Origin of the sequence: Roseinatronobacter monicus (genome assembly GCF_006716865.1) — a bacterium.
Lineage (GTDB): Bacteria > Pseudomonadota > Alphaproteobacteria > Rhodobacterales > Rhodobacteraceae > Roseinatronobacter > Roseinatronobacter monicus.
In genome coordinates, this window is sequence record NZ_VFPT01000001.1 from 2,957,427 (window position 1) to 2,979,471 (window position 22,045).

The following is a 22,045-nucleotide window of genomic DNA, read 5'->3' on the forward strand; positions in this document are numbered from 1 at the left end:
GCTTTGGATGCGTGAAAACCACGCACCCTACCGGAATTGGGCAGGGTGCGTTGGCGCGCGCAGCGTCAGCCCTCCTCCTCCGAATCCAGGAGTTCCATATTCAGGCCGAGGCCGCGAACTTCCTTAACCAACACATTGAAGGATTCAGGTACGCCAGCTTCGTAATTGTCCTCGCCCTTGACGATCGATTCATAGACCTTGGTCCGGCCTGCCACATCGTCCGACTTGACGGTCAGCATTTCCTGAAGGGTATAGGCGGCCCCATAAGCCTCCAAGGCCCAGACCTCCATTTCCCCAAGACGCTGGCCACCGAACTGCGCTTTACCACCCAGAGGCTGCTGCGTGACCAGGCTGTAAGGCCCGGTCGAGCGCGCGTGCAGCTTGTCATCGACAAGGTGGTGCAGCTTGAGCATGTATTTCACACCCACAGTGACATTACGCGCGAATTGCTCGCCCGTGCGACCATCGAACACCATCGACTGGCCTGAGGTGTCAAACCCTGCCCGTGTCAGGGCATCATTGACATCCACCTCTTTGGCGCCGTCAAAGACGGGCGTGCCAATCGGCACCCCGCGCGTGACAGTCGAAGCCGACTCGATCAGGTGCTCTTCATCCATGCCCTCGAACACTTCGGCATAGAAATCGTCGCCATAGCCGATGCGCATCGCTTCGCGCACAGGCGTCATATCACCAGAACGGCGATACTCCTTGAGCGACTCGTCGATGCTGAGGCCAAGGCCACGCAGGGCCCAACCCATATGGGTTTCCAGAATCTGACCCACATTCATGCGCGACGGCACACCCAGCGGGTTCAGCACCAGATCGACCGTTGTGCCATCGGCAAGGAACGGCATGTCCTCTTCCGGCACAACCTTCGAGATGACGCCCTTGTTGCCGTGGCGGCCCGCCATCTTGTCACCCGCCTGAAGCTTGCGCTTCACGGCGACAAAGACTTTGACCATCTTCATCACGCCCGGTGGCAGATCATCGCCGCGACGGACCTTTTCGACCTTGTCGTCGAACCGGGCCTGCAACTGGCGCTTTTGCTGGTCATAGAGCGCATTCAGCGCCTCGACTTCCTGTGCTTCGGTTTCATCGGCCAGCGCAAGCTGCCACCACTGACCACTGCTGAGCGTTTCCAGCAGGTCTGCGTTGATTTCAGCATTGGGCTTAACGCCTTTGGGGCCTTTTACAGCCACCTTGCCAAGGATCAACTGACGCAGACGCCCGTAGATGTTGCGCTCCAGGATTTCCAGCTCGTCATCGCGGTCGCGTGACAGGCGTTCAATCTCTTCCCGCTCGATCTGAAGGGCGCGCTCGTCTTTCTCCACACCGTGGCGGTTAAAGACGCGCACTTCCACGATTGTGCCATACGCACCCGGCGGCAAGCGCAGCGATGTGTCGCGCACATCGGACGCTTTTTCACCAAAGATCGCGCGCAGCAGCTTTTCTTCCGGTGTCATCGGGCTTTCGCCCTTGGGCGTAACCTTGCCCACCAGAATGTCGCCTGCCTGCACTTCGGCACCCACATAGACGATGCCTGCTTCATCCAGATTGCGCAGGGCTTCTTCGCCCACATTCGGGATATCGCGCGTAATCTCTTCTGGCCCAAGCTTGGTGTCACGCGCCGCGACCTCGTATTCGTCGATATGAATCGAGGTGAAGACGTCATCCTTCAGGATGCGCTCGGAAATCAGGATCGAGTCCTCGTAGTTGTAGCCATTCCACGGCATAAAAGCTACGACCACGTTACGGCCCACAGCCAGTTCGCCCATGTCGGTACATGGACCATCGGCAATGATTTCACCGCGGGTCACGTGATCGCCCACCTTGACCAGCGGACGCTGGTTGATGCAGCTTGACTGGTTCGAGCGTTTGAACTTGCGCATACGGTAGATGTCGACACCCGGTTCGCCCGGTTCCAGCATCTCGGTTGCGCGCACAACGATACGCTGTGCATCGACCTGATCGATGACACCCGCACGACGCGCCATAAAGGCAGCGCCGGAATCGCGTGCAACAATGCCCTCGATGCCCGTCCCCACAAGCGGAGCATCCGCCTGTAGCAATGGCACCGCCTGCCGCATCATGTTCGAGCCCATCAGCGCGCGGTTGGCGTCATCGTTTTCCAGAAACGGAATAAGCGAGGCCGCGACCGAGACAAGCTGTTTCGGCGACACGTCGATCAGATCGACAGAGTCGGACGGGTTGAGCATGAAATCCCCACCCTTGCGCGTGCTGACCAGATCGTTGACGAAACGCATGTTTTCATCAAGCGTCGCATTGGCCTGCGCAACAGTGTGGCGCTGTTCTTCCGTTGCCGAAAGATAGACCACTTCATCTGTGACCTGTCCGTTATCGACTTTGCGATAAGGTGTTTCGATAAAGCCGTATTTGTTGACCCGTGCGAAAGTGGCCAGAGAGTTGATCAGACCAATGTTCTGACCTTCCGGTGTTTCAATCGGGCAGACGCGACCATAATGGGTTGGGTGCACGTCGCGCACCTCAAAGCCTGCACGTTCGCGCGTCAGACCACCTGGCCCAAGCGCCGAGAGGCGGCGCTTGTGGGTGACTTCCGACAGCGGGTTGGTTTGGTCCATGAACTGCGACAACTGGCTGGAGCCGAAGAATTCACGCACCGCCGCGGCTGCGGGCTTGGCGTTGATCAGATCCTGCGGCATGACCGTGTCAATCTCGACCGAGGACATGCGCTCGCGGATTGCGCGCTCCATGCGCAGCAGGCCAACGCGGTACTGGTTTTCCATCAATTCGCCAACAGACCGGACGCGGCGGTTGCCGAGGTGGTCAATATCATCAACCTCGCCCTTGCCGTCGCGCAGCTCTGTCAGCCCACGGATACAGGCCACGATATCTTCATGGCGCAAGGTGCGCAGGGTGTCCGGCGCATCCAGTTGCAGGCGCATATTCATCTTGACGCGACCGACAGCCGACAGATCGTAGCGTTCGGAATCGAAGAACATCTGATCAAACAGCGCCGAGGCCGTGTCAACGGTCGGCGGCTCGCCCGGACGCATGACGCGGTAGATATCCATCAGCGCGTTGTCACGGCTCCAGTTTTTGTCGGCAGCCATGGTGTTGCGGATATAGGGGCCAACATTGACACCGTCGATATCGAGAACGTCAATCTCAGTGATGTCATTGTCCAGCAGCACTTTCAGTGTGCCGCCTTTGACTTCGCCATCCTTGTCCAGTTCCCATGTCAGCTCGTCACCGGCTTCGACATAGATCTCGCCGGTCTGCTCGTTGATGATGTCCCGTGCGACATAGCGCCCAAGGATACCTTCAAACGGGACCAGCAGGTTCTTGACCTTGCCTTCGTCAATCAGTTGCTTGACGGCGCGCGGCGTCATCTTGTCGCCAGCCTTGCAGATCACTTCGCCGGTTGCAGCATCGACCACGTCCATCGTTGGACGGGTGCCACGCACACGTTCGGGGAAGAACTTTGTGACCCAGCCCTTGTTCTTTTTCAACGAATAGGAAACCGTGTCGTAATAGGCGGCCATGATCTGGTTCTGATCCATGCCCAAGGCATAGAGCAATGTGGTCACAGGCAGTTTGCGGCGACGGTCGATGCGCGCAAAGACATTGTCTTTTGCGTCAAACTCGAAATCCAGCCAAGACCCGCGATAGGGAATGATGCGGCACTGGAACAACAGCTTGCCCGAGGAATGTGTCTTGCCCTGATCGTGGTCAAAGAACACACCGGGTGAGCGGTGCATCTGGCTGACGACCACGCGCTCGGTGCCATTGACCACAAATGTGCCATTGGGTGTCATCAGGGGCATATCGCCCATGAATACGTCTTGTTCCTTGATATCCTTGACCGACTTCGCACCAGTGTCTTCGTCGACATCAAACACGATCAGACGCAGCGTCACCTTCAGGGGTGCGGCGTAGGTCATGTCGCGCTGCATGCATTCGTCAATATCGTATTTTGGCTTTTCCAGATCGTATTTCACGAATTCCAGCGTCGCGGTTTCGTTAAAATCCTTGATCGGGAAAACCGACTGGAAAACACCCTTGATGCCTTCGCCGTCAAGCGGCGTGTCCGCATCGCCAGAGCGGAGGAACAAATCATAAGAAGATCTTTGAATCTCAATCAGATTCGGCATTTCCAGAACTTCCCGGATCTTGCCGAACATCTTGCGGATACGTTTCTGGCCTACATAGTTCTGAGCCATGCGCGTCATCACCTTTCCTGGTCTTCGCGGGCGGGCAGGCTGTTGGGCATCAGCCGCCGGCCGCTTGCGAAATGGGGTGTGGCTCTATTCCTGCAAACCCTCCCACAGGTTTGCTCCCGAGCCGATCACTTTCCCTGGACAAGGCTTTAGCAGCTAAGCTTTTGTAAAGCCCTGTCCAGAAACAGTGACAAACTGGGACCGGAGAAATCCGGTCCCAGTTCTATTTTCAAAGGGTTGAGATGCAGCGCATCTCGCCCGATTACTTGAGTTCGACCTTAGCGCCAGCGTCTTCAAGCTTCTTCTTGATCTCTTCTGCTTCCTCTTTAGGTGCAGCTTCCTTGACAGCTTTGCCACCAGCTTCGACCAGATCCTTGGCTTCTTTCAGACCAAGACCGGTGATGCCGCGAACTTCTTTGATGACAGCAATTTTGTTTGCGCCAGCTTCAAGCAGGATCACGTCGAATTCAGTCTTTTCTTCAGCAGCTTCGCCTGCATCGCCAGCAGGGCCTGCCATCATGACAGCGCCGCCAGCAGCGGGCTCGATGCCATATTCGTCTTTCAGGATTGTTTTCAGTTCCTGAGCTTCGAGCAGCGTGAGGTTCACGATTTGCTCTGCAAGTGCTTTAAGATCAGCCATTGTATCGTTCCATTCTGTTCAGGTTTGAGTGTCCGACGCGGGCGCGTTCACGCCACACGGGCCGAAGGTTGCTTATGCCGCTTCGCGTTCCTCGAGTGTCGTGAGGATACTCGCAATGTTTGAAGCAGGGGCGCCAATCGCACCGGCAATGTTCGAGGCAGGGGCACCGATGCAACCCACGATCGAAGAAATAAGCTCTTCGCGTGAGGGCATAGCTGCCACAGCTTTTACACCAGCCGGGTCAAGTGCCGACTCGCCCATTGCACCACCAAGAACCACAAGCTTCGGGTTCTTCTTGGCGTAATCCTCGACCACTTTTGCCGCAGCAACAGGGTCTTCGGAATAGGCGAGAACAGTCATACCTGTCAGTAGGCCACCGATACTTGCACAGGGCTTTCCTTCAAGGGCGATTTTGGCGAGCTTGTTCTTGGCGACGCGTACAGCCCCACCCGCTTCGCGCATTTGCGCACGCAGGGCCTGCATCTCAGCAACCGTGAGGCCAACGTATTGTGCTACCACAACCACGCCAGAGCTTTCGAAGATTTGGCCGAGTTCCTCGACCACTTTCTCTTTTTGGGCTCTATCCACAGGGTCTCTCCAATTATCGGAGGGTTTCCCCTCCGGCTCGTTTCGCCAGACTTGCGTCTGACATTAGGTCCGAACGGGCCTTCCCAATGTCGCCCGAGGAAATCCCCGGAAATCGAATTGTTCCACTCCCGTCTCAGGCAGGATTTATGATGAACGCCATCACCCACCGTCTCGGACGAATCATCCAAGGCGACAGACTTGCATCTGCAACCTAGACGGGCGGTTCATTAGCCCCTGTGCGCCGCAATGCCAAGGGCTAAAATGCACAGGCCGCGACGCAGGCGAAAAACTGCACGGGCTTTATCGGTCAATGCCCTGCAGCTGAGACCGATAATACTCTGCCTCAGCACGCGCTTCACGCAATCCGTCCATCGCCGCAGAGAGTTCGGCCTCGCATTGCGACAGCTGCGTTGTCAGATCACGTTCGCGTGTCTCGACATATTCTATCGCCTGATCGCGGATCGACTCGGCTTCGTTCAGCGCTTGGGCCATGCGGTCAAGTTCGCCCAAATCAGACTGGCGCACGCGCGTGAAACGATGCAAAAGCCAATTCGCAGCCCACCCCAGTGCAAAGGCGACAAACAGGATAATCGCAGTGATAATGACAAATTCAGTCCGGTTCATCTGTTTCCCTCACAACAGGTTTTAATCCTGCTTGGCCGCATTACGCAACTGTCGTTCATGTTGCACTGCTCATCTTTCCGGCCGCTCGGGCGGGCGGGGCTGCTCCCCCGCGCCGGTGGTCACGACGATTTCCAGATCTGCTTCGTCAGGCGTTTCAGCAGCGTCCCGCTCGGTGTCGGGCGCATCGCCCGTGCGTTCTTGTGTCGCTTCTGCCGCCGATTCGCCCAGCAACCTGAACTCGATGCGACGGTTCGCCTCGCGCCCCGATGCCGTTGAATTATCGGCAACGGGAAACTCTGGGCCGTAACCTTCGGCAACAAATTCCGACACCAGGATACCACGCGCGGACAGGGCCGCGACAACCGCCTCGGCGCGCTGCTGGCTAAGGCGCATATTCGTCTCTAGCCGGCCCTGACTGTCGGTGTGCCCTGCGACTTCCATCTCAAGCCGCCCGCAATCGCGCAGGATTTCGGCTATCTTGTCGATCACCCGACCGGCCCCCGACACAATAGACGCAGAGCCGGGATCGAATGTGATCTGCTGTTCTTCCAGCACCTCGGTGATCCAAGCCTCGCAGCGCGCAGGTGTGGGCCGCATGGCGACGGGATCAAACCGCTCATCATAGCGGATATTCAGGTTGAAAACCGCCCCGCGCCCAAGCTGTTCGGCCACCGCGCGCGAAATCGTGTCAGAGGCAGACGCGTCACCTGACACGCCGCTTATGTCAAACCGGTCGGCCCGCACGCGCACCTGACCATGTTCCAGTTGTGCCAGCGTATCTATCGCAAGCATTGCGCGCACGGGCCAGCCGCCGGGCAAGTCGGGGTCAAGCCGGGCATTGATACGCACTGCATTCAGCCCGAATTCTGTCCGCGCCATAGAATAGACTGCATCGCGCAATCGCTCATCCGTCAAATGCCCGCGCAGGAGGACAATACCCTCTGAATCGCGGCTGGCGACAAACTCGATTGCGTCGCCATCACGGTCCAGGCCTTCGCCGTCGGGGGGGGGCAAGCGCTGTGCATCCAGCGAAAACACGTCTGGCAACTGGCGCTCCAACTCTGCGGCGGCGCGGTCAAACTGCTCTGCTGAGACTGAATTCGGCACCACAAGCGACACATCGGTGTCCGCGATGGTGACACTGCCAGTGCCCAGCACGCCCAGTGCGTCAATCGACTCGGTTGCGGCCACCTGCCAGCGCGGTGAGGGACTGCCCAATCCGATGGTGCAATCAATAATCCCTTGCGCGCCCGCAGCCCTGCCGCTGCGCAAAATGGCGGTGCGCGCCTCGGATGTGTCCGCCGAACAGGCATCGAACCGCGCGCCCGACTCCTCTATGACGAAACGCAGTGTGAAGGGCGTCAGCACGGGGCGGGGCGCTGAGATATTGATACTGGCAATCAGGCCGCGCGGGCGCTGGCGCATCAGCTTGTCGCGCATTTCATCGCGTTGCCGGGCGCTGTCGGCCAGCCCTGTCACTTCGACCTGATCGGCGGATATGGAAATCTTGCTGGCGGGGATCGACGCCAACGCTTCCAGCCCGAAACCGACAGCCCTGTCCCAACCAAAGGGCACCGGATGACTGGCCGTCTCCAACATGTTGACGACAGAGATTTCGGGATCAATCGCTTCGATCCGGGCGATAATACCGTCGGTATCAAGACTTGTGGGAACCAGCCCGATCACCGACACATCCAGCCCATTACGCAAGATTTCCAGCAAGAAGCGCGGCGCGGCAATTTCCATCGACGGGGCGACCTGAATGTCATCAATCACACGTTCTGCCGCGACAACAGTCGAAACAGCGCTGAGCGCACGAAAGCGCGCGGCTTCGCTTTCTGCCTCGCCGCGCAGTGTCAGCAACAGCCCGTCCGTCTGCACTTCGGCCCAGTCGATTTCGCTTTCGGCAAGGACAGCATGCGCATCGCGCGCGACCACGTGTTCTATCCCGCGAACCGCAAATGTGGCGGCACCGATTGCCAGCACAATAGCCAGTGCGAAAATGCCACCCATCAGAACATACGCTTTGTATGATCCGATTTTCGCAACACGCAACCCACGCAGATTATGCGCGACATTTATCAGTCGTTCTTTCATGCCGGTCCCCTAGCGCCTTGGTGCAGTGGGCGCAATCACACGAATAAGGTGATGGCAAGAAACAGCGCAGCCAACAAGCCCGCGTCCCGGTTTGACCGGAACAGTCGCAAGCACATTTGCGTGTCATCAATGTCAAGTTTGCTAAGTTGCCAGTTCATATGCCAGCCCATTGCCCATGCCCCCGCAAGGCCCAATGACATCTTCAACGGGTCCGCCAGCGGGGCCAGCGCATAGATCACCGACAGCGACATCAGCACGACTGTGGCAATCAAGAACCCGCGCAGCCAAGTTTCTGTATTCTCGGCAAACAGGCGCGCGGTGGATTTCACGCCGATCAATTCGTCATCTTCGCGGTCCATATGGGCATAGATCGTGTCATAGAACAGCGTCCAGCTTATACCTGCCAGATACAGAAACACCGCAGGCAGGCCCAATGCGCCAGTCTGCGCCGTCCATGCCAGCAGTGCACCCCAGTTGAAGGCCAGCCCCAAAAACACCTGCGGCCACCATGTGAACCGCTTGGCAAAGGGATAAATCGCCACAAGGCCAAGCGACAATACCCCAAGGCCCACCGCCGCCCAGTTGAAGGTGATGAGGATCAGCGCCGCAACACCGGCCTGCACCCCCATCCAGATCCCAGCCTCCTTGACCGAGACTTGACCCGACGGGATCGGCCGCGACCGGGTCCGCGCCACCTTGTCGTCAATGTCGCGGTCGGTGATGTCATTCCATGTGCAGCCTGCCCCCCGCATCAGAAAGGCACCAATCCCGCAGCCCACAAAGATCCACACGGTCAGCCAGCCCGCTGTCTCGGGGAACGCTGCCGCGCCCAGAAACACCCCCCACCAGCACGGCAACAGCAACAACCATGTTCCAATGGGCCGGTCGGCGCGCGACAGGCGCAGATAGGGTTTCAGGTCGGGCGGTGCATAACGATCCACCCAATTGGCGTTATAGGCGTCAGCCACGCTGTCATCAGGGGTCGCACCCTCTGGCCTTTGGTCGTTTCCGGTCATAGTCTTGGCCTCATGGACAGCAACATCATCCGCGCGAAAATTCGCCTCTTTGTAGAGCAGGCTTTGGGTCAGGGGCAAGAGATTGCCCTGTCGCAGGCCCATGCCCATTATCTTGGCAATGTCTTGCGCAAGGGAACAGGCGCGCAAATCGCCCTGTTCAACAACCGCGATGGCGAATGGCTGGCCGAACTGACCGAGGTCGGGCGGCGGGGCGCGCAGGCTGTGTGCCTTGGCCAATCCGCCCCCCAGCGGATGCCCCCGGACCTGTGGCTTGTCTTTGCGCCCATCAAAAAGGCACGGACTGATTTCATTGTAGAAAAGGCAGCTGAACTGGGGGCGGCGCGCATTGTGCCTGTTCAGACGGAGTTCACCAATTCCGAGCGTATCCGCCAAGACCGCCTGCAAGCCCACGCGGTCGAGGCCGCCGAGCAATGCGGCGGCACATACGTGCCAGAGGTGGCCGATTTACAGCCCTTGTCGCGCCTGTTGCAGGACTGGCCCGAGGGGCGCGCGCTGATCTGGGCGGATGAAGGCTTGGCCGAAACGGTCAGCACAGCCCCCCTGCCCGCTGCCCCCGCCGCGATTCTGATCGGCCCCGAAGGCGGGTTTTCGCAGGCAGAGCGCGCGCGTCTGCGCGGCATGGCGCAGGTGCGCCCCATTGCCCTTGGCCCGCGCATACTGCGCGCCGATACGGCTGCCGTTGCCGCGCTGACACTGTGGCAAAACGCCCAAGGGGATTGGGGATGATCGCGCCGGTTCAAAACTTTCTGAACACGCGCAGGCAGTTTCAGGCACTCGCAGACGCCATAAAGACGGGTTTTCCAGATGACCCACCCGTTCTGACCCGCCTGATAAAGAGCGATGCAAAGGGCCGTGTCGCCGAAGCGCGCTGGCGCAACAAGGCGGTCATCGTCAAACAGATCGCCGCTGATGACCCTGTCGCCACACTCCGCGCGCTGGAGCAAGAACACGACCGCCTGCGCGGGGTGTTTCCCCATCGCAACCTGCATTTTGCGGCATATCTGGCAACATCCGCAGCACAGGGGCTGGCGATTCTTCCCTTCGCCCCCGGCATTCGCATTGACGAGGTGATCTGCGGCGCAGAACCGCAAACCCGGCTTGAAATCGCAACGGCCTGCGCCGCTTGGTTGGCGCGCAGCATGGAGGGGCAACGCAGTTGCGGCAGCTTCAGCCCCGATTTCTGGATTAAATCCCTGCGCCGCGAAATCGGGGGCGCTGATTTATCCGCGTCGGATGCAGCGCTGCTGAACGCGGTTGTCGTACATTTGCGCAAACTCGCCCCCGGTTTACGCGGCGGACCGGTGCCGCGCGGCCCGATTCACAGCGATTTCTCGTCGCAAAACATTTTTTGGGACACGCAGACAGCACGGCTGACGGTTTTTGATGTGCAAGGCGAGTCTATCGGCCCCATATCGCAAGATACTGCGCGACTGCTCTGCGACCTTACATTCAAGCGGCTGCGCGATACCCCCGACATCGCACTGGATCGCGGGCTATGTGCCGAGTTGCGCGCAGCCGTGATGGAAAACCCCGAACTTGACCACCCCGATCCACCCGCAGGTTTCATGGATTTCACGACCGGCTACCGGCAGGGCATGTTCTTGTTGGGCAAGCTGGATCACCATCTGGGGTATTACGCGCGTATCGGCATTCGCAACTGGTTGGAGAGCGCCCCATGTCCCTGATCCGCCCCGAACTGATTGCCCTGACAAAACGCTGGTCCGAGGTTCTGACAGGCTTGGGCGTGGCGCTGTTTGGCCTATGGGCGTTGCAGGCACGTGACAGTTTTTTCCAATTTCTCGCCATGCTTGTTATTCTGACCGGTCTTGGCATTGCCATCATCGGATGGCGTAGGCTGCGCTTTCGCCGCGCCGAGGCAGGGCCGGGCGTAGTGCAGGTGATTGAAGGCCAAATCTCTTATTTCGGGCCAGAAGAAGGCGGCTTCATCGCATTGAACGATTTGGTCGAATTGCACCTGATCGATGCAGCACAGACTTGGCTGATGGTGGCACAAGATGACACACGGCTGGAAATTCCGGTCGCGGCAGCGGGCAGCGAGGCTTTGTTTGACGCGTTCGCCACCTTGCCAGAGCTGCGCATGCAAGCCCTGCTCGACGCCCTGAACGCCCCCGAACCACCGCTTGCGCGCGCGATCTGGATGCACCCGTCGCGGCGGATGCGTCATTTACGGCTGCACTGAGGCTTGACTTGGCGGCGCGCAGACTCCAAGTCTGCCCACTAGGCAAGAACCAGCAGATCGGAGCGCTCATGTCCATTCCCCAGACCGGCGGCGGTCCGATTGAAGACATTTCTCAACTGGCCGAATACTTGGCCGAGGGCTGCAAGCCCAAGCAGGATTGGCGCATCGGCACCGAGCACGAGAAATTCGGCTATTGTCACGACACGCTGAACCCCCTGCCCTATGACGGCCCCCGTTCCATCAAGGCCATGCTGGAAGGGCTGCGCGACCGCTTTGGTTGGGCGCCGGTGCTGGAAGGGGACAAAATTATCGGGCTGGAAAAAGACGGCGCGAATGTCTCGCTGGAACCGGGCGGGCAGTTGGAACTGTCCGGCGCGCCACTGGAAACCATCCACCAGACCTGTGACGAGGTGAACCATCACCTGCGCGAAGTGCGCAGCGTCGCCGATGAGATTGGCGTGGGGTTCATCGGGCTGGGTGCCGCCCCGATCTGGAGCCATGAGCAAATGCCGGTCATGCCCAAGGGCCGCTACAAGCTGATGACCGATTACATGGACCGCGTCGGCACCATGGGCAAGACCATGATGTACCGCACCTGCACTGTGCAGGTGAATCTCGACTTCTCGTCCGAGGCGGACATGGTGCAGAAACTGCGCGTGGCACTGGCCTTGCAACCTGTGGCAACGGCGCTGTTTGCCAACTCTCCGTTCCTTGACGGCAAACCCAACGGCCACAAAAGCTGGCGCGCGCGCGTCTGGCGCGATCTGGACGCTGCCCGCACCGGCATGTTGCCTTTCGTGTTCGAGGATGGCTTCGGGTTTGAAGCATGGGTGCAATATGCCCTCGATGTGCCGATGTATTTTGTTTATCGTGACGGCAAGTATATCGACGCATTGGGCCAAAGCTTCCGCGACTTTTTGCAAGGGAAACTGCCCGCCCTGCCCGGCGAGGTTCCCACGTTTTCGGACTGGGCTGACCATCTGACAACCATCTTCCCCGAAGCGCGTATCAAGAAATTCATCGAAATGCGCGGGGCCGATGGCGGCCCTTGGCGACGCCTTTGCGCGCTGCCCGCCTTCTGGGTCGGGCTGACCTATGACCAATCCGCGCTGGATGCCGCGTGGGATCTGGCCAAGTCGCTGGACGCAGAAACCCGCGACGCGTTGCGCATCGCGGCCTCGGTCGACGGGTTGCAGGGGCAAGCAGGCGGCGTCAAGCTGCATGATCTGGCGCGCGAAGTGGTAAGCATTGCCGAAGCTGGTCTGAAAGCCCGTGCCTGCCCCGGTGCAGGCGGTATGCTGCCCGATGAGTCGCATTTCCTGAACGCGCTGAAAGAAAGCGTCGAGACGGGCCAGATCCCCGCAGATGAACTGCTGGCCCGCTATCATGGCGACTGGCAGGGCGATCTGACGCGGATTTATGCAGATTACAGCTACTGACACGTTTTGCAGCCCTGCTTGACTAGGTGACAGGCAGGGTGCAATCAACACCCATGACGCAATCCAGCCCCCCCACCCCGGCAAAAGCAGGCACAAGCCCGCAGCGCTGGAAGCACTGGGCAGAAGACCGGCTTAGCGCGGTGCTTCTGGGGGCGGCACGCGTGTTGCCTTACCGGCAGCGCATTGCTGTGCTGGGATGGGTTGGCGCCAACATCATCGGCCCGATCGCAGGGTTGCGGCCACGTATCCGGGCCAATCTGGCCCTGATCGCCCCAGACCTGCCCGAACACGACATCCGCCGCTTGTGCCGCAGTGTTCCGGGCAACATGGCCCGCGCACTGGCGGAAACCTTTGCGGGGCAGGATTTCATTGACCATGTCAAGGACAGCCCCATCGAGGGGGGCGGTCTGGCCGCGCTGGAACAAGCGCGCGACACCGGCCAGCCTGTGGTTCTGGTCACAGCGCATCTGGGCAATTACGAGGCCGCGCGCATCGTCTTGCAGGAACGCGGCTGCAAGATTGCAGGCATCTACATGCCCATGCGCAACGAGGCGTTCAATGCGCGCTATGTGGCCGCCATGTCGCGCATTGGCACCCCGGTTTTCCCGCGCAACCGCACAGGGCTGGCGGGTTTGCTGAAATTCCTGCGGCGGGGCGGCATGATCGGGCTGGTCGCCGATCACTACATGGACCATGGCGAATTGATGGATTTCATGGGCCAGCCTGCGCGCACGGCGCTGTCATCGGCAGAGATTGCCTTGAAACAAGGCGCGTTGCTGGTGCCGGTCTATGGGATCAGACAGCCTGACGGGATCAGCTTTCGCGTGCGCGTAGAGCCGCCTGTTCCCCATAGCGACCCCGCCACGATGACCCGCGCGCTGAATGCGTCAGTCGAAGCGCTGGTGCGCACGCATATGGATCAGTGGATGTGGTCGCACAAGCGTTGGAAAAAGAACAAGCGCCCCACGAAAACCTGACTTACTTGTCCCTGGACGCAGGCTCGGACGCCTCTGGCTTGGGCGACACGGGTTTGGGCTTGTCGTCATAGCGCGTGTCGAGAATGCGCTGGCTGTCCCCGTCGGGGTCATCATACATGCCTTTGCGCAACGTCCATACGAATGCGCCCAGACCCAACAAGCCCAGAAACAGCGACACTGGTATCAGAATTGCCAGAACTTCCATTACGCCCCTTATTTCAGTCTTAGCGCGTTCAGCGTCACCGATATGGACGAGATCGACATGATTGCCGCCGCCCAAAGCGGTGTCGCATACCCGAACAGCGCGACCGGCACGAAGATGACATTATATATGCCTGATTGCCAGAAATTCTCGCGGATGCGCTTCATCGCGGTTTTGGACATGCGCACGGCGTCCGCCACAGGCGTGATATCGCGCCCCAGCAGCACCATGTCAGACGCCGCGCGCGCGGCATCCAGCGCCGAGGCGGGCGAAATCGAGACATGCGCCGCTGACAACGCCACCGTGTCATTCAGCCCATCTCCCACCATCAGCACCTTGTGACCCGCCGCTTGCAATGTGGTGATCTTGTCGGCCTTGTCCTGCGGCAAGGCACCGGCCAGCCAATCGGTGATATTCAGGCGCGCGGCCATGTCCTGAACAGCACCCTCCACATCGCCCGAGATCAGCCAGACGCTTTTGCCCTGCGCCTGCAAGCCCGCGACCACATCGGCGGCACCGGGGCGCAACTGATCCGCGAAGGTGAAGGCATGGGTTTCGCCCCCAAGGGACAGATAGGCCGCAGTGGTGGTGCGGGGGGTCGCCCCCACCCATGCGGCACGGCCCAGCCGCACGCGCTGCCCCTGCCATTGTGCTTCCATGCCATAGCCTGGCTGCTCGTTCAGTGCATCCAGTGGTGCAGGGGACACACCACGTTCACGCAGCGCATGTGCCAAAGCCTGCGCCAACGGGTGGCTGGACGCATCTGCCAGCGCCATCGCAACACGCGCCACATCCGGGCCATGCTGGTCCAGATTGGTGGGCACAGGTGTTCCCATCGTCAATGTGCCGGTTTTGTCAAAGACCACCGTGTCCACTTCGGCCAGCCGCTCCAATGCAGTGCCATCCTTGATAAGCAGACCTTTGCGAAACATCTTGCCACTGGCCGAGGTCACAACCGCAGGCACTGCAAGGCCCAGCGCACAAGGGCAGGTGATAATCAGACTTGCCACAGCAATATTCATCGACAGGCGCAAATCGCCGCCCGACAGATACATCCAGACCAGAAATGCCCCGAAAGACAGGATCGGGATGGTCGGCGCATAGGCGCTGGCCGCGCGTTCGGCAGCAGTGGTGTAGCGCGTGCGCGCCGATTCCGCATTGGCAACCAGATCGGCCATGCGGTGCAAGGAACTGTCCTTGCCCGCCGCCGTGACGCGGACCTGCAACGGGCCGGTCAGATTGACCTCGCCCGCGCTGACGATCACACCTTGCCCCGCAAACACCGGCAACGTCTCGCCCGTCAGAAGCGAGCGGTCAATCTCGGACTTGCCCGCAATGACTTCGCCATCCACGGGCATCCGCCCGCCGGGGCGTACCAGCACCACATCGCCCACAGCCAGAGTGGCCACCGGGACGACGATTTCGACCCCGTCCACCAGCCGCGTCGCGCGCGGCACTTCCAGCGCGGCCAGTTCCTGCGCGGCAGAACGCGCCACAGCCCGCGCCCGAAAATCCAGATAGCGCCCCGCCAAAAGGAAGAAGATCAGCATGACGACTGCTTCAAAATAGGCATGTTCGCCCGATTGCAGCGTCTCGTAGATGGAAATGAACAGCGTCAGGATCAGCGCCACGGATATCGGCGCGTCCATATCCATGCGGCCCGCGCGCAGCGCTTTCCATGCATTGCGAAAAAAGGGCTGGCCCGCAAAGGCCACTGTCGGCACAGCGATCAATGCGGAAATCAGATGGAACATGTCCCGCGTGGCCCCGTCAGCGCCCGCCCATACGGCCACCGACAAAAGCATGATGTTCATCATCGCAAAGCCCGAAACGCCAAGCCGCATCAGCAACTCGCGCCCCTGCTTCTCGGTTTCGGTCATGGACAGGGTGCCGGGGTCCAACTCATGCGCCTCATAGCCCAGCCGGTCCAGCTGCGCGATGACATCGCTGGCCTCAACTCCGGCTTTGGCGTCCACACTCAGGCGCTTGAGCGTCAGGTTCAGGCGCACAGACCGCACCCCGTCCATCTGCGCCATGCCGCGCTCGATCGTGCCAATACAGGCCGCGCAATGCGCATCCGGCACAGAGAGCAGGATACGCGCATCAGGCAGCGCTGCCTTGGCCGCCAGCGCTTCGGCCGCAGGGGCCGCATCACAGGCCGGACACGCCGAAGGACGAGCTGTTGCGCTGTGCATCAGACCCTCTTAGCGGACATGCAGAACCACACGCTGGCGAAACTCGGTACCATTCGGCGCGACCGCGTGCAGGCGGATGTTCCAGTTGCCTGTGCCCAATTCAAGCGGCGCGCGATACGCACCATCTATGAACTCGAATTCCGGGACCTGATCGGCGCGCACATGCGTGGCCGCCCCCAGAACCGCGTCCAGATGCGCCACTTCGACCGGCCCGACCGCATCGGTGATCGAGAGTTTCAACATGCCATCTTCGTGGCTGGCTTTCACATCCCACCCAAGGGCAAGCTGCTCGGCCAGTTCCTGATTGAAATTCTGGCTGGCCACGAAAGAGTTATCCACCTCCAGCCCCGGAAATGTGCTGACTGCGTTATAGGCCAATGTCAGATTTGCGGCCAGAATGACGCCAAAGGACGACACCGCGATGATCAGAACCTTGCGGCCCGTCATTCTGAATTTGCCGCCTGAATCTTGTGTCATTGGTTCCTCCCGTTGAAGACTGTATCAGAATAGACGCGCTCGTTGCTGCCTGAAATCGTGGCCCATATGCGCACCGGGCTGCTGTCTGCCATATTCGACGGCGTGCCCGGGGGGGCTGTCAGATACACGCGCAACAGCGCCTGTTCATCTGGCCCTACTGTTACCAACCTCGCAGGCTCACCCTCGATTGACAGGCTCAGATCGGGGTTCTCGGTCAGCGACAAGACGAAATCACGCGGTTCATTATGCATGTTGCGCAGGCGGATGTCATAGATATTGCGCACGGTGCCATCCGACAAAACGATATGCGTAGGGTTGCGCACTGGGGCGACACTCATGTCCAGATCGCTGCGGATGAACAACAGCACGACCAGACCGATGCCGATCACGGTCCAGATTGTGGTGTACAAGACAGTGCGCGGGCGGAAGACATGCTTCCAGATCGACTTTGGCGGTTTGCCTTCGCGTTCGGCAATCTCGTCTGACAGGGCCATATAGGCCACCAGCCCGCGCGGCTTGCCGATCCGGTCCATTACCTCGTCACAGGCATCGATGCACAGGCCACAGGTGATGCATTCCATCTGCTGACCGTCCCGAATATCAATCCCCATCGGGCAGACATTGACGCAGGCCATGCAATCGATGCAGTCCCCCTGATTGGGGTCCATCTGGCCCTTTTTCAACTTGCCACGCGGCTCTCCGCGCCAGTCGCGGTAATCAATGGTGATCGTATCTTCATCCATCATCGCGGCCTGAATGCGCGGCCATGGGCAGGCATAGATGCAGACCTGTTCACGGAAAAACCCGCCAAACAGAAAGGTCGTCATCGTCAGGATCAGCACGGTCATATAAGCGATGGGGTGCGCCTGTCCGGTGAACAGATCGACAAACAGCGTTGGCGCATCGGCAAAGTAGAACACCCAGGCCCCGCCTGTCGTCATGGCGATCAGGAACCACGCGCTCCATTTGACTGCATATTTGCGGATCTTCTCGGCGTTCCAGTTCTGGCGGTGCAGGCGCAGGCGGGCATTGCGGTCGCCCTCGACCCAGCGTTCAACCTGAATAAACAGGTCGGTCCAGACGGTTTGCGGACAGGCATAGCCACACCACACACGCCCAAGCGCCGAGGTGAACAAGAACAGCCCGATCCCCGCCATGATAAGCAGACCCGCCACGAAATAAAATTCATGCGGCCAGATTTCGATCATGAAGAAAAAGAAGCGCCGATTGCCTAGGTCCAGCAAAACCGCCTGATTGGGCATTTCGGGGCCGCGGTCCCAGCGTATCCAAGGAAAGACATAATAGATGCCCAGCATCATGGCCAGCAGCCACCATTTCATGGTGCGAAAGCTGCCCTTTATCCGGCGCGGAAAGATCGGCTCGCGCTTGGCATAGAGGGGGGGCGGGGGTTGGTCTTGAGCACTCACCTTGCGACTCCTGCAATCCGGTCAGCCAGTTGATCCCACAGCGCACAGGCCAGAACCTTGACCTGTATCAAAAGAGAGGTTGAAAATACACCTTTGGACAAGATGCCGCAGCGCTGTGGGGAGAAAGAGATGCACCGGTCTTTGACAACACGCGCGAACAGGAAACAAAGACCGGTGCTGCCCTGACGTGCAGGGCGTAATGCCGATGTGCCGTGCGAGGAGATTTGTTTCATTGATACAGATCAAGTCCTTCTGCACATCTGTTTACATATGACAGTATGTCGCAATGCGCCTGCCGCTGAAAAAGGTGCAGGCCCCCAGTGGGGGCCTGAGCGTTTATCATGCGGGCCGGTCAAAACCTTACTGACCACCGCCAAGCTGGTGGACATAGGCCGCAACAGCGCGGATTTCTGCGTCGCGCAGACGATTCTCGAAACCGGGCATCACACCAAAGCGCGAATAATAGATCGACTCGCGAATGGCCTCGGGGGTGCCGCCATACAGCCAGACTTGTGTATTCAGCGATGGCGCACCGATGAAGTAATCGCCGCTTCCATCATCCATATGGCAGGATGCACAGTTGATTTCGAAATGCTCCTGACCGGCAGCGGCCAGTTGCGCGTCATGGTCTGAGCCGGACAACGACAGGACGTAATTCACGACCTGATCGATTTCGTCATCATCCAGCAACCCGTCAACGCCGAATGCAGGCATTTCAGACCAGCGTGCATCTGCGAAATCTTCGTTGCGAATGCCCCATGTGATGGTGGTGTGAATATCCTCCATCGTGCCACCCCACAGCCATTCATCATTCAGCAGGTTCGGATAGCCCGCCGCCTGAACACCAGCCCCGCCCGTGCCGTGACACTGCGAACACTGCGCGCGAAACACGGATGCACCCGCGTTGATCGCAAAACGGTGCAATTCGTCATCCTCGCGGATTTCATCCAGATCGGTATCCAGAAGCTGAACAAAGAACCTCTCGTTGCGGGCTTCGAATTCGGTGATCTCGGTGGCGACATTGGCGCGCGACGAATAGCCCAGCACACCCTGTGTGGCCGACTGGATGCCCGGCCATGCGGGCATGGCGATCCAGTAGCCCACGGACCAGATGATGGTGATGATGAAAATCCACACCCACCAGCGCGGCATCGGGTTGTCATATTCCTCGATCCCGTCCCAGCTATGGCCAGTGGTGGGTGGGTCTTGTTTGAGTTTGGCGGCCGGGTCGGGATACTGCCGCGAGGGAGGCTTGACCTTGTTCTCCGGTGTTTTGTCTTTGGGGTCGACCATCAGCGGGCCTCTTTCGGTTCAGATTGACGCGCTTTGTCGGTGCCGGATTCGTCACCCTCGGGCTTGTCATCATTGCGGAAAATCATGTTCGCAGTTTCATCATGCACCTTGCTTGCGCCGGGGCGCAGAATGTAGATGAACACCCCGATGAAGAAGAGAAACATGAACAATAGGTGCCAGCTGTCAGCAAAAGCACGTAGCCAGGTATAGGTTTCCATATCTGTTCCCCCTTAGCGGCTGGGATCGGGCACGAAGGTCTCGAAATCGACCAATGTACCAAGCATCTGCATATAGGCGATGATCGCATCCATCTCGGTCAGTTGGGGCTGACCATCAAAGTTGCGCTGCTGTGCGCCGGGGTAGCGGTCGGCGACAGGGTCGCCAAACTCGTCCACTTGCGCAAAGAAGTCACCAACGGCATTGTCCATCATCTCATCCGTGTAGGGATGGCCCAGCACACGGTAGACGGCCATGATGTCGCGCACATGCTCGGCATCGTCGCGCGTCAGTTCCCGGTTCATCAGGAACCCGTAGGAGGGCATGATCGATTCCGGCACCACAGCGCGCGGGTTGATCATGTGCTGCACGTGCCAATCATCCGAGTAGCGCCCGCCCAGACGGGCCAGATCCGGCCCTGTCCGCTTGGACCCCCACTGGAACGGATGGTCATACATCGATTCCGCCGCCAGTGAGTAATGGCCGTAGCGCTCCACCTCGTCGCGCATGGGGCGGATCATCTGGCTGTGACAGGTGTAGCACCCTTCGCGCACATAGATCTCACGACCCGCCAGTTCCAGCGGAGCGTAAGGGCGCATCCCCTCGACCTTTTCAATGGTGTTGTCGAGGTAGAACAGCGGCACGATCTGCACGATCCCCCCGATGGTCACGACCAGAAACGACAGCACCAGCAAGAGTGTGGCATGTGTTTCGATTTTTTTGTGGTGATCAAGAAGTCCCATCTTGCCCTCCGTTATTCAGCGGGCACTGCGGAGCCGGCACGGGCAGGCGAACGCTCTGCCGTGCTGGTCACAGTTTTCCACAAGTTATAGCACATGATGATTGCACCCACGAGGAACATGGTCCCCCCAAGGCCGCGCACCACATACATTGGGAATTTCGCAGCCACAGTGTCAGCGAAAGAGTTTGCAAGGAAACCCTGCGCATCGACTTCGCGCCACATCAGACCTTCCATGATGCCTGTCACCCACATCGAAGCGGCGTAAAGCACGATCCCGATAGTGGCCAACCAGAAGTGCCAACTGACCAGCCGCAAGCTATACAGCCCCTCGCGCTGCCACAGTTTCGGCACCAGATAGTACAGCATCCCGAAGGTAATCATGCCGTTCCAGCCCAAAGCTGCCGAATGCACGTGGCCAATGGTCCAGTCGGTGTAATGTGACAGCGAGTTGACGGCCTTGATCGACATCATCGGCCCTTCAAATGTGGCCATGCCGTAAAAGCCCACTGCGACCACCATCATGCGGATGACAGGGTCCGTGCGCAGCTTGTCCCACGCGCCTGACAATGTCATCAGGCCGTTGATCATGCCACCCCAGCTTGGCATCCATAGCATGATCGAGAAGGTCATACCAAGTGTCTGCGCCCAGTCAGGCAATGCGGTGTAGTGCAGGTGGTGCGGACCCGCCCAGATATACAGGAAGATCAGCGCCCAGAAGTGCATGATCGACAACTTGTAGCTGTAGACCGGACGTTCGGCCTGCTTGGGAATGAAGTAATACATCATCCCAAGGAAACCGGCGGTCAGGAAGAAACCAACCGCGTTATGGCCATACCACCACTGGATCATGGCCGATTGCACGCCAGACCAGACCGGCACCGAGCGCGACCCGAAAGCAGATACCGGAATTGCCAGATTGTTTACGATATGCAGCATGGCAACCGTAATGATGAACGCCATATAGAACCAGTTGGCCACATAGATATGCGGCTCCCGGCGCTTGATGATCGTGCCCATGAACACCAGCAGGAACGCCACCCAGACAACGGTCAGCCACAAATCGGTCAACCATTCAGGTTCAGCGTATTCATTGCCCTGAGTCGAGCCGAGAACATAGCCCGTTGCGGCCATGACGATGAAAATCTGATAGCCCCAGAACACGAACCATGACAGCCCGCCACCCCAAAGCCGCGCAGCCGAGGTGCGCTGCACCACATAAAAGGCCGAGGCGATGAGCGCGTTACCACCAAAGGCAAAGATCACTGCCGACGTGTGCAGAGGACGCAGACGGCCAAAGTTCAGATACCCTTCGGCCCATACAAAATTCAATTCCGGCCATGCCAGCTGAAAGGCGATGACAACGCCCACCAGAAACCCGACAACACCCCAAAAAGCAGTGGCAATCACGCCATAGCGAATTGGCCCGTCCATATATTCATTTGGGTTAACAACCGGGGCAGGTTCCCCAACCCGGCGAATGATCCAGAAGAAGGTGATGGCTGAAGCCAGCATAATCACCAGCATGTGGACCAAATATGGCAAATCGCGTGCCAGGCTGGCTGCGACTGCGGCAACAACCACAATCAGCCCCAGCACAGCAAGCTTTACGTAATCCCACATAGTCTGCGTCCCTCATTTATCGCGCTGCTAACGGAACATATCCTTCGCAGACACAGTTGTGCATGGTGCCTT

Annotated in this window: 18 protein-coding genes and 1 pseudogene; 5 read left to right on the forward strand and 14 right to left on the reverse strand. The window is 59.2% G+C overall.

Features of this window, described 5'->3' with window-relative positions; all coding sequences use genetic code 11:
• Positions 1–65 precede the first annotated feature (65 nt).
• From rpoB to ubiA, 6 genes are all read right to left on the reverse strand, one after another.
• Positions 66–4,202, reverse strand: coding sequence for a DNA-directed RNA polymerase subunit beta (gene rpoB, locus BD293_RS14135; RefSeq protein ID WP_142084608.1), 4,137 nt, complete (start codon positions 4,200–4,202; stop codon positions 66–68).
• A gap of 259 nt (positions 4,203–4,461) precedes the next feature.
• Positions 4,462–4,839, reverse strand: a complete 378-nt coding sequence (gene rplL / locus BD293_RS14140) for a 50S ribosomal protein L7/L12 (protein ID WP_142082715.1) — start codon at positions 4,837–4,839, stop codon at positions 4,462–4,464.
• 72 nt (positions 4,840–4,911) lie between these two features.
• Positions 4,912–5,427 (reverse strand): 50S ribosomal protein L10, encoded by a 516-nt coding sequence (gene rplJ, locus BD293_RS14145; protein ID WP_142082716.1) that lies wholly within the window; start codon positions 5,425–5,427, stop codon positions 4,912–4,914.
• Between the two features lie 300 nt (positions 5,428–5,727).
• A complete protein-coding gene (locus BD293_RS14150; protein ID WP_142082718.1) occupies positions 5,728–6,051 on the reverse strand; it encodes a hypothetical protein in 324 nt (107 codons plus the stop codon).
• A 69-nt stretch (positions 6,052–6,120) separates the two neighbouring features.
• The gene (locus tag BD293_RS14155) at positions 6,121–8,148 is read right to left on the reverse strand and encodes an OmpA family protein (protein WP_142082721.1); all 2,028 of its coding nucleotides are present in this window, start codon (positions 8,146–8,148) and stop codon (positions 6,121–6,123) included.
• 35 nt (positions 8,149–8,183) lie between these two features.
• Positions 8,184–9,164, reverse strand: coding sequence for a 4-hydroxybenzoate octaprenyltransferase (gene ubiA, locus BD293_RS14160; RefSeq protein ID WP_142082723.1), 981 nt, complete (start codon positions 9,162–9,164; stop codon positions 8,184–8,186).
• 12 nt (positions 9,165–9,176) lie between these two features.
• Between ubiA and BD293_RS14165 the strand changes: the two genes are divergently transcribed.
• The 5 genes from BD293_RS14165 to BD293_RS14185 all read left to right on the forward strand — a co-directional run bounded on the left by BD293_RS14165 (position 9,177) and on the right by BD293_RS14185 (position 13,801).
• Positions 9,177–9,911 carry a 16S rRNA (uracil(1498)-N(3))-methyltransferase gene (locus BD293_RS14165; RefSeq protein ID WP_425467934.1) on the forward strand — a complete coding sequence of 245 codons (735 nt, stop codon included), beginning with the start codon at positions 9,177–9,179 and terminating at the stop codon, positions 9,909–9,911.
• Positions 9,908–10,870: a phosphotransferase gene (locus BD293_RS14170; protein WP_142082726.1), complete on the forward strand. Its 963-nt coding sequence runs from the start codon at positions 9,908–9,910 to the stop codon at positions 10,868–10,870. Before BD293_RS14165 ends, BD293_RS14170 begins: the two co-directional genes overlap by 4 nt.
• The gene (locus BD293_RS14175; RefSeq protein ID WP_142082729.1) at positions 10,861–11,385 is read left to right on the forward strand and encodes a hypothetical protein; all 525 of its coding nucleotides are present in this window, start codon (positions 10,861–10,863) and stop codon (positions 11,383–11,385) included. Before BD293_RS14170 ends, BD293_RS14175 begins: the two co-directional genes overlap by 10 nt.
• A 68-nt stretch (positions 11,386–11,453) precedes the next feature.
• On the forward strand, positions 11,454–12,824 hold the full coding sequence (locus BD293_RS14180; protein ID WP_142082731.1) for a glutamate--cysteine ligase: 1,371 nt from the start codon (positions 11,454–11,456) through the stop codon (positions 12,822–12,824).
• A 38-nt stretch (positions 12,825–12,862) separates the two neighbouring features.
• On the forward strand, positions 12,863–13,801 hold the full coding sequence (locus BD293_RS14185; RefSeq protein WP_246086308.1) for a lysophospholipid acyltransferase family protein: 939 nt from the start codon (positions 12,863–12,865) through the stop codon (positions 13,799–13,801).
• A 49-nt stretch (positions 13,802–13,850) separates the two neighbouring features.
• On the opposite strand, the pseudogene ccoS reads toward BD293_RS14185, so the two are convergent.
• From ccoS to ccoN, 8 genes and pseudogenes are all read right to left on the reverse strand, one after another.
• Positions 13,851–14,006 (reverse strand): annotated as a pseudogene (gene ccoS, locus BD293_RS14190) (cbb3-type cytochrome oxidase assembly protein CcoS); the annotation flags it as partial.
• Between the two features lie 8 nt (positions 14,007–14,014).
• The gene (locus tag BD293_RS14195) at positions 14,015–16,198 is read right to left on the reverse strand and encodes a heavy metal translocating P-type ATPase (RefSeq protein WP_142082736.1); all 2,184 of its coding nucleotides are present in this window, start codon (positions 16,196–16,198) and stop codon (positions 14,015–14,017) included.
• 9 nt (positions 16,199–16,207) lie between these two features.
• The gene (locus BD293_RS14200; RefSeq protein WP_142082738.1) at positions 16,208–16,675 is read right to left on the reverse strand and encodes a FixH family protein; all 468 of its coding nucleotides are present in this window, start codon (positions 16,673–16,675) and stop codon (positions 16,208–16,210) included.
• Complete coding sequence (gene ccoG / locus BD293_RS14205) at positions 16,672–18,102, reverse strand: cytochrome c oxidase accessory protein CcoG (protein ID WP_246086309.1); 1,431 nt, start codon at positions 18,100–18,102, stop codon at positions 16,672–16,674. Before ccoG ends, BD293_RS14200 begins: the two co-directional genes overlap by 4 nt.
• 360 nt (positions 18,103–18,462) lie before the next feature.
• Positions 18,463–19,395, reverse strand: a complete 933-nt coding sequence (gene ccoP / locus BD293_RS14210) for a cytochrome-c oxidase, cbb3-type subunit III (protein ID WP_142082740.1) — start codon at positions 19,393–19,395, stop codon at positions 18,463–18,465.
• On the reverse strand, positions 19,395–19,613 hold the full coding sequence (locus tag BD293_RS14215; RefSeq protein ID WP_142082742.1) for a cbb3-type cytochrome c oxidase subunit 3: 219 nt from the start codon (positions 19,611–19,613) through the stop codon (positions 19,395–19,397). The genes ccoP and BD293_RS14215 overlap by 1 nt, the downstream gene beginning before the upstream one ends.
• A gap of 12 nt (positions 19,614–19,625) precedes the next feature.
• Positions 19,626–20,354, reverse strand: a complete 729-nt coding sequence (gene ccoO / locus BD293_RS14220; RefSeq protein ID WP_142082743.1) for a cytochrome-c oxidase, cbb3-type subunit II — start codon at positions 20,352–20,354, stop codon at positions 19,626–19,628.
• Between the two features lie 11 nt (positions 20,355–20,365).
• Positions 20,366–21,973: a cytochrome-c oxidase, cbb3-type subunit I gene (ccoN, locus tag BD293_RS14225; protein WP_142082745.1), complete on the reverse strand. Its 1,608-nt coding sequence runs from the start codon at positions 21,971–21,973 to the stop codon at positions 20,366–20,368.
• Between the last annotated feature and the right edge of the window lie 72 nt (positions 21,974–22,045).